Raw genomic sequence first — 8,494 nt, 5'->3', positions numbered from 1 at the left:
CATCTTTATTTGACGATTTTACTAGCTTTTTCATTTTAACTCTTTTTTGACACATTCGCAAAAGTGAGATGCACCCTGAGGGATTTCAATGCTTGGGCTCACAATTGAATATTCTGCTCGTCGTGTTCTCTGCTGCATTTACTGGAAGCCTGCCTTGTAAGCGTTACTGAATTCACTGCGGGTTCAGGACAGTTGTAGGTAGCTTTTCTAAAGCTTCCCCAAATAAAGAATACCGAGAGCAATTGTAGCTCCCGGTATCAACTTTTCCAGTTCCGTTGTTGTTAAGTAAATCCAATTAGGCTCAATTTAGGAAAATTTGCCTCACTCCATTAAGCACAGCCGATCGTTATTGGTTAGCCTGTTCCAAAGGGGGATTCGTTGAAGCTCCAGCAATCTGGGCCAAATTAATCTTGACGACTTTATTGCGAGCTTCAGTTACTTTGGGTAGTGTTAGCATTAGAATGCCATCTTTGTATTCAGCTTGCACAGAGTCGTTTTGAATGTGTGCCGGCAAGGGAAGCACCCGGTGGAATTTGCCTCTTCGGAATTCTGAGCGGACGTAGCCTGATTTTTCGTCTGTGTTTTCGTAGCGACGCTCGCCAGAGATAGAAATTGCTTCGCGAGTGACTTGAACGTCAATGTCTTTGGGGTCAATTCCAGGCAGTTGCGCTTTTAATACGAAGTTGTCCCCAGTATCAGCCAATTCCAGAGCGGGCATCCAAGTGGCTTCTGACTTATCTCTCGCTGTTGCCCGTTGGTCAAAAGCTTTATCGAGTTGCTGGCGGATCGTTTCAATTTCGGTGAAGGGTTGCCAAGAGCGCATCAACATAATCTGTTACCTCAAAGATTGGTAGTGCTTTATGAGTTTGTTTGGGTTAAAGCTCATTGCTTACAGTTATTATGATGCCGCTTTCAGAGTGAGATCAACAGTCAGGAGAACCCCACTCTATTGGTCGTATTTTCCAGAATTAACGTGAAAAAATCAGGGGCAATTAGCATTGAAGAAAACCGTACAAAGTTATTCCTAGAAACCTCATCATGCTGTGGCAATGCTATGATGACTCTGCCGAGCGAACTCTGCACGGCGCGAGCGTCGGGGGAAGTATCGCTGGTGTTAACCGTACAAAAGCACGGTGCGGGTGATGTGTAGCAGGGTAAGGACGTGATTTTAGGCGTGAGCTGCTTTCCCATAGCGATCGCTCTGCTATGAGGGCGTGAGCATAATCCCACTCTTAAAAATGTGAGCGCCCAATATGCACTTGCCACTCCACGACCCGCTTTAGAATCCGCTAACATACCACCCCGTGCATGGGGACTGCTATTGACAATAGCTTGAGCCTCTTCAAGAGTTTCTGCTTGAATCACCCAAAGCCCCGTGCCATCATGTGGAAAAAACGGGCTTTACTCACAGTAGTATTTCTTTCTATTGTTGCTCTCGAAATCAAGCTAGTTAATTTTGAGCTTGTTTTGGGTGAGCGATTTTATTGAAAATGAAACAAAACAGCCAACAGCGTGCTACTGCTAAGAAAATCAAAAAATGGATTCAAACAACTTTCGTAAGTCGAAAAAGCTATAGCGATAACCAGGCTAACGAACCTCAAAAGTTTGTGTGTTAATGAAGTTGCTCGCGAAAATCTGGTTCTCTACATTGCTTAACGAGTGCAGCAGCTTCGGAATCAGGTAACTTGTCCTGAACTCTTCACGCCCGGAAGAATGGGCACAGCTTTCAACAGTTAGCGGATGAAACAACCCCTTGAAGTGCTTTCGTTACCTAAAAAATTTTACTGATGAAAGCGGGCTATCTTTCAGAAGCTTATTGAAAGACACTGATAGGTTGCAGGGAGATGACTACCGCAAATTTAGGTGGAAAACGGTGCGCTTTGTCCGCGGTGGAGATTTACTCAAGTTAGAGTATGGACTGCGCTGTTTCGTAGAGATAGATTTTTCATATTTGGCTTATGGGCTAGCAACAGAATATGTAGGGCGTTATACCTCGCATGGTTCGGCTATTGTTGCTGAACCTGTGCCTATAGCCTTTGTCGCTATAATCAGGTATGTTGAATTGCTTTAGTGGTAGGGTTTTCAGCTTCAAATATTTACCTCGTGTGACTAATAACCGCTATATGTTGTGAGAAGTAGCATAATTTGGTGTTAGTATTATTTCAATTGCAGTTTGAGTGACCAAATCCCCGGGGCGATCGCTGTGTCCGACCCAGCCCATGAGAATGTCCCTTGCTTACTGCATCTGTTATTAGAAACCTTGACAAACCCACCACTCTTGGCGATAGCATTTTTTGAAGCTTTAGGAAATAGTGCAGAAAGATCGGACTCAATTGGTAGTAATTTATACCGGATGCATCGCGCTTTTGTTACCCATACATTCTATTAAGTGGAAGAGCGATCGTATTTTTTACCCCAACCACAGGAGACAAGAAATAAGTAAAACTAAAATCTGTGCTTTCACAAGCTGGGACTACTTTAAATCTCATGCCACCTAAAAAAAAACAACTATAACCTCGCCATCTCCGCGTAGATATGTGGGAGGATATCGAGTTTTAATAGATTTTTTGGCATTCGGCAAAAGTCAAAACTGATTAGAAGCATAATTATAGATAAGTCCCGATCTAGTGGAGACAAGTTGTAAGTAATTAATAGTATGACTCCAGTGTCTAACGAGCCAGTGACGAGCCTTCCTACAGAACGGGGACTGACAAGTTCAGCCAGATTAGAGGCAATTGAGAATTTTTTAATTGGGGTGAGTAAAGTAGGGATATAGCCACCTAAATTTATTGAGGAGTTGAAAATGGATGTAATCACTGACCTGCCGGGATATCGGACAACAGAACAACTCTATGCAGGCGATCGCACTCTAGTTTATCGCGGTGTTCGGGAGAGCGATCGCACTTCAATCGTCATTAAACTGCTGCGGAATGAATACCCCAGCTTCAGTGAATTGGTGCATTTTCGCAATCAATATACCATTGCTAAAAATCTCAACATTCCTAGTATTGTGAAACCCCTTGATTTAGTACCTTACAAAAATTCCTATGCTTTAATCATGGAGGAATTTGTAGGAGTTTCCCTGTGTAATTATGTCCAGGAAGCAATTGATAAAAACCAATTTTCTGAATCTATATCTTTAGAAAACTTTCTCGACATGGCGCTACAACTAGCAGATATTCTACACTCTTTGTACGAAAATAAAGTTATTCATAAAGATATCAAACCCGCTAATATCCTAATCAACCCCGATAGCAAACAAATTAAGCTCATTGACTTTAGTATTTCTTCCCTGCTGCCGAAAGAAACCCAAGAAATCCAGAATCCCAACGTCATCGAAGGAACCTTAGCTTATCTCTCGCCAGAACAGACAGGAAGAATGAATCGAGGCATTGACTATCGGAGTGACTTTTATTCCCTCGGTGTAACTTTTTATGAATTGTTGACAAAGCTGTTACCCTTCCAGTCAGACGATCCAATGGAGCTAGTGCATTGCCATCTAGCCAAACAGCCGATTCCGGTGCATCAAATTAAGCCAGCAGTTCCCCTAATTTTATCCCAAATTGTTAGTAAACTGATGGAAAAAAATGCAGAAAATCGCTATCAGAGTGCATTAGGATTGAAACACGATTTAGAGATTTGTCTGGCTCAATTACAAAAAATAGGTAACATTGAAACCTTTGCATTAGGAACGCGGGATATTACAGGCCATTTCCTCATCCCCGAAAAGCTCTACGGTCGTGAAACAGAAGTTGATAATTTATTAGCAGCCTTTGAACGAGTTAGCACGGGCTGCACCGAAATAATGCTAGTGGCAGGTTTTTCTGGCATTGGCAAATCAGCCTTAGTACAAGAAGTTTATAAACCGATTACTAAGGCAAGGGGTTATTTTATTGCCGGGAAATTCGACCAATTTCAACGCAATGTTCCTTATGCGGCTGTTGTCAAAGCTTTTGGGTCTTTAGTCAAGCAACTCTTAACTGAGAGCGAAACGCAACTCACTACTTGGAAACAAAAACTTTTAGCTGCGTTTGGTGATAACGGTCAAATCATTATAGATGTCATTCCCGACGTAGAACTCATTGTTGGCAAACAGCCACTGGTGCAAGAGTTAGGTGCTACAGAATCGCAAAACCGTTTTAATTTAGTCTTTCAAAAATTTATCCGGGTGTTTTGTTCAGTCGAGCATCCCTTAGTCATTTTTCTAGACGATTTGCAATGGGCTGACTCCGCTACTTTGAAACTGCTGCAAGTAATAATGGCAGATGAGAAAACGAAATACTTATTTCTAATGGGTGCTTATCGAGATAACGAAGTGAGCCAGACGCATCCCTTAATCATGACTCTGGAGGCGCTGCAAAATCAAGGCGCGACTATTAACCACATTACCTTAACTCCCTTAGATATCGAACATATTACTAACTTGATAGCTGATACTGTACAGAGGGATAGAGGCTCAGTCATCCTCCTAGCTGAGTTAGTCGTTGGTAAAACTCAAGGCAATCCTTTTTTTGTCAATCAGTTTCTGAGAACTCTCTATGAAGAAAACCTCCTGATTTTTAATTCTGAGCAAAGAAACTGGGATTGGAATATTTCAGAAATTGAAGCCGTAGGGATTACCGATAACGTCGTTGAGTTGATGGTCGGTAAATTGAGAAAAATGCCAGATTCAACTCAGCAGGTTTTACGGTTAGCCGCTTGTGTGGGCAATAGTTTTGACTTAAATACTCTCTCGATTGTCAACGAAAAAACTACCGCCGAAACTTTTCGAGAGCTATTGCCAGCGATCCAAGATGGCTTAATTTTAGCCACTTCTAAACTCGGGGTAACAGAAGAAATTATTCAGTCTCATCTGGTCATTACTACTTATAACTTTTTGCACGATCGCGTACAACAAGCAGGTTATACTTTGATTGAGGAAAGTTCTAAAAAAACTGTTCACTTGCAAATTGGTCGCTTGCTGTGGCAAAATACCTCGCCAGAGAAACGGCCAGAAGAGATATTTGCGATCGTCGATCATTTGAATCTAGGAATTGAACTGATTAGTGACCAATCCGAACGCACTGAAATCGCTAAACTAAATTTAATTGCCGGTCAAAAAGCCAAAGCAGCTACAGCCCATGAGTCGGCGATTAAATATTTGCAAGCAGGGTTGAGACTATTAGTAGAAGATAGCTGGAACACTCAGTACGAAGTGACATTAGCGTTGCATGAGGAAGCAGCAGAGGTAGCTTTTTTAAGAGGTGATTTTGACCGGGTGCAGAAATTAGCTGAGGTCGTAGAGAACTGTGCCAAAACGCTATTGGACAAAATAAAAGTTTATGAAGTCCAGATTCAAGCTTATATGTCGCAGAACAAGTTACTAGAAGCACTTAATATGGCGCTACAAGTCTTAAAGCTGTTGGGAGTCGAATTTCCTTCTCAAGTGAGCCCGTCAGATATTGAGCAGGCACTAGGGGAAACTGCATTAATTTTGAACGGGAAGCGAATTGAGCAATTAATTGACCTGCCTCAAATGAGCGATCCCTATAAACTAGCAGCCATGAAACTTTTATCAAGTATCTTTATTCCTGCATACGTGGCTGCTCCTGCGGTGTTGCCATTGACATTGTGCAAACAAGTAGATTTATCCGTCCAATATGGTAATGCTTCCGTTTCTCCCTTTGCTTATGCTAATTATGGTTTTCTGCTTTGCGGAGTTGTGGGAGATATTGATTCAGGTTATCAGTTCGGTCAACTGGCTTTAAGTCTATTGTCGAGGTTAAATGCTCAAGAAATCAAAGCCAAGACCGTTGTCATAGTAAATTCATTTATCCGACATTGGAAAGAGCATCTGAGAAAAACCTTAGAACCTTTGGTATCAGTTTACTCTAGTGGCATGGAGACGGGAGATTTAGAATATGCAAGCTATGGTTTAATGGTGTACTCCTATTTCGCTTACTTTACCGGCAAAGAACTGACTGCCCTTGAAAAAGAGATGGGAACTTACAGAGATGCTATTTATAAAATTAAGCAAGAAACAGCACTTAATTTCCAAGAAATCTCTTGGCAGGCTGTTTTAAATCTTTTGGGAAGAAGTGAAGACCCCTGCCGTCTACAGGGTAAGGCTTATGACGAGCAGATTAGGCTACCATTGCACCAAAAAGCAAATGATAATTCGGGACTTTGTTACTTATATTTGACCAAAACTTTCTTTTGTTATTTGTTTGAAAATTACTTACAAGGCATTGAAAATACTACTATAGCAGAGAAGTATTTAGATGGATCGGTAGGATTGCCAGTTATGCCTGTTTTTCATTTTTACGATTCTTTGGTGCGGTTGGCGGTGTATTCTGATACTCCACAGTCAGAGCAACGGGGCATTCTTGACAGAGTACAAGCTAATCAAGAAAAAATGCAGAAATGGGCGCATCATGCTCCAATGAATCATCTACACAAATTCTATTTAGTTGAGGCAGAAAGGTATCGAGTTCTGGGTAAAAAACTAGAAGCAATGGAGATGTATGATAAGGCTATTGCCCTTGCTAAAGAAAACGAGTACATCAACGAGGAAGCACTCGCTCACGAACTGGCCGCCAAATTTTACTTGTCATGGGGCAAAGATACGATCGCCCAAGTTTATATGCAAAACGCTCATTATAGCTACCAACTCTGGGGCGCTCTAGCTAAAGTTGAGGATTTAGAAGAAAAATACCCCCAATTCCTAGCTAGAACATCAGCAAAAACAACAGCTCAAACAAAAGCTAACAGAACAACGATTAAGCCTACTACCACTAGCACTAATTTGGCAGAAACCTTAGATTTAGCCACAGTAATGAAAGCTTCCCAAGCGATTTCCGGTGAAATCGTTTTGAGTAAGTTGCTGACAAGGTTGATGAAGATTGCGATCGAAAATGCTGGCGCTGAAAAAGGCTTTTTGATTTTAGAAAAAGCCGGAAACTGGACAATTGAGGCTGAGGGCTCGGTGAAGAGGGATGAAGTTAGCGTGCTGCGATCGCTTCCCCTAAATGCCACAGCCGATTCCAGCGAAACACCTCTGCTGGCAAGTGCGATCGCCAACTATGTCATTCGCACCCAGGAAAATGTGGTTTTAAATAACGCCACCCAAGAGGGACAATTTACCCGCGATCCTTATGTTGCTGCTACTAAACCGAAATCAATTCTCTGTACTCCTCTACTGTATCAAGGTAAGCTAACAGGTATTTTTTATCTGGAAAACAACCTGATAGAAGGGGCTTTTACTACAAATAGGCTAGAACTGCTAAAATTGTTATCGGCCCAAATAGCCATTTCTCTTGAAAATGCACAACTCTATGACCAATTAGAAGAATACTCGCGAACACAGGAACGTAAGGTTATAGAAAGAACCCAAGAGTTGCAACAGGAAATCGCTGTCAGAATGCAGACAGAAATAGCCTTGAGTCAGTCTGAAGAAAAGTTTTCTACAGCCTTTCGTTCCAGTCCTAACCCGATCGCGATCGCCCGGTACGCAGATGGACGCTACATCGAAGTCAACGACAGTTTCCTCAGCACTTTTAATTACTCTCGCGAAGAGGTAATTGGTTTTACACCCATTGAGTTAAATCTTTGGGTTGATTTAGAAAAACGTGACAGATACAAACAGCTATTGCAAGAATCAGGAGTGATTCGCAATCAGGAATTTGATTGTCGTACTTCGTCAGGCGAAGTGAGGAAGATGTTGGTATCAGCAGATATTATTGAGCTAGGTGGAGAAGCCTGTATTCTCTTAGTCACTAACGACATCACCGAACGTCAAAGGGTAGAAGAAGCGCTTAAAGAAAGCGAGGGTAAATATCGCGACTTAGTTGAAACATCGCAGGATATGATTTGGTCAGTTGATGCTGAAGGGCGCTTTACCTTCGTCAACGCTGCTGTCAAACATATTTTTGGTTACAACCCTGAAGAAATGATAGGACGAAAATTCAGCGCTTTTCAGCCACCTGAACAACTTCTAAAAGATAACGAGATATTCCAACGTATGCTGAACGGAGAGTCCGTGTTTCAGTATGAAACTATACAATTAGCTAAAGATAGTAGACCTATCAATCTCCGGTTTAATTCTATTGTAGTGCGGGATTCCGAGGGAAATATTCTAGGAATAACTGGCACAGCAAGCGATATTACGGAAAGCAAAAAAGCAGAGGCAGCCTTACAACAAGCCAAAGAAGTCGCAGATGCGGCTAACAAAGCTAAAAGCGAATTTTTATCAAAAATGAGTCACGAACTGCGGACTCCCCTGAATGCAATTCTCGGCTTTACCCAAGTGTTAGCCCACGACTCATCCCTTTCTCACATACAGCAAGAACAGATTGGCATCATTAGTCGCTCTGGCGAGCATTTGCTGACGCTGATTAATGACGTGTTGGAAATGTCTAAAATCGAGGCAGGTCGGATTACAGGGTAAGCTCATCTAATTTGGTATAAATTGTACTTGACAATGAGTCAAATAAGTGAGATGACAACAATGCCACTC

General features: G+C 41.9%; 4 protein-coding genes. 3 read left to right on the top strand and 1 reads right to left on the bottom strand.

Annotated elements, in window-relative coordinates; all coding sequences use genetic code 11:
• Positions 1 to 346: 346 nt before the first annotated feature.
• A complete protein-coding gene (locus QUB61_RS35965) occupies positions 347 to 829 on the bottom strand; it encodes an Hsp20/alpha crystallin family protein (protein ID WP_333135729.1) in 483 nt (160 codons plus the stop codon).
• Positions 830 to 973: 144 nt separating this feature from the next.
• On the opposite strand from QUB61_RS35965, the gene QUB61_RS35960 reads away from it, so the two are divergent.
• From QUB61_RS35960 to QUB61_RS35950, 3 genes are all read left to right on the top strand, one after another.
• Positions 974 to 1,150: a hypothetical protein gene (locus QUB61_RS35960; RefSeq protein ID WP_333135731.1), complete on the top strand. Its 177-nt coding sequence runs from the start codon at positions 974 to 976 to the stop codon at positions 1,148 to 1,150.
• Between the two features lie 666 nt (positions 1,151 to 1,816).
• A complete protein-coding gene (locus tag QUB61_RS35955) occupies positions 1,817 to 2,071 on the top strand; it encodes a hypothetical protein (protein ID WP_333135733.1) in 255 nt (84 codons plus the stop codon).
• A gap of 732 nt (positions 2,072 to 2,803) precedes the next feature.
• Positions 2,804 to 8,425, top strand: a complete 5,622-nt coding sequence (locus tag QUB61_RS35950; protein WP_333135735.1) for a PAS domain S-box protein — start codon at positions 2,804 to 2,806, stop codon at positions 8,423 to 8,425.
• Positions 8,426 to 8,494: the final 69 nt, after the last annotated feature.

The organism is Microcoleus sp. C2D2, assembly GCF_036702495.1.
Classification (GTDB): Bacteria; Cyanobacteriota; Cyanobacteriia; order Cyanobacteriales; family Microcoleaceae; genus Microcoleus.
The sequence above is the reverse complement of the archived record's forward strand: the minus strand, read 5'-3'. Positions and strand labels throughout refer to the sequence as shown.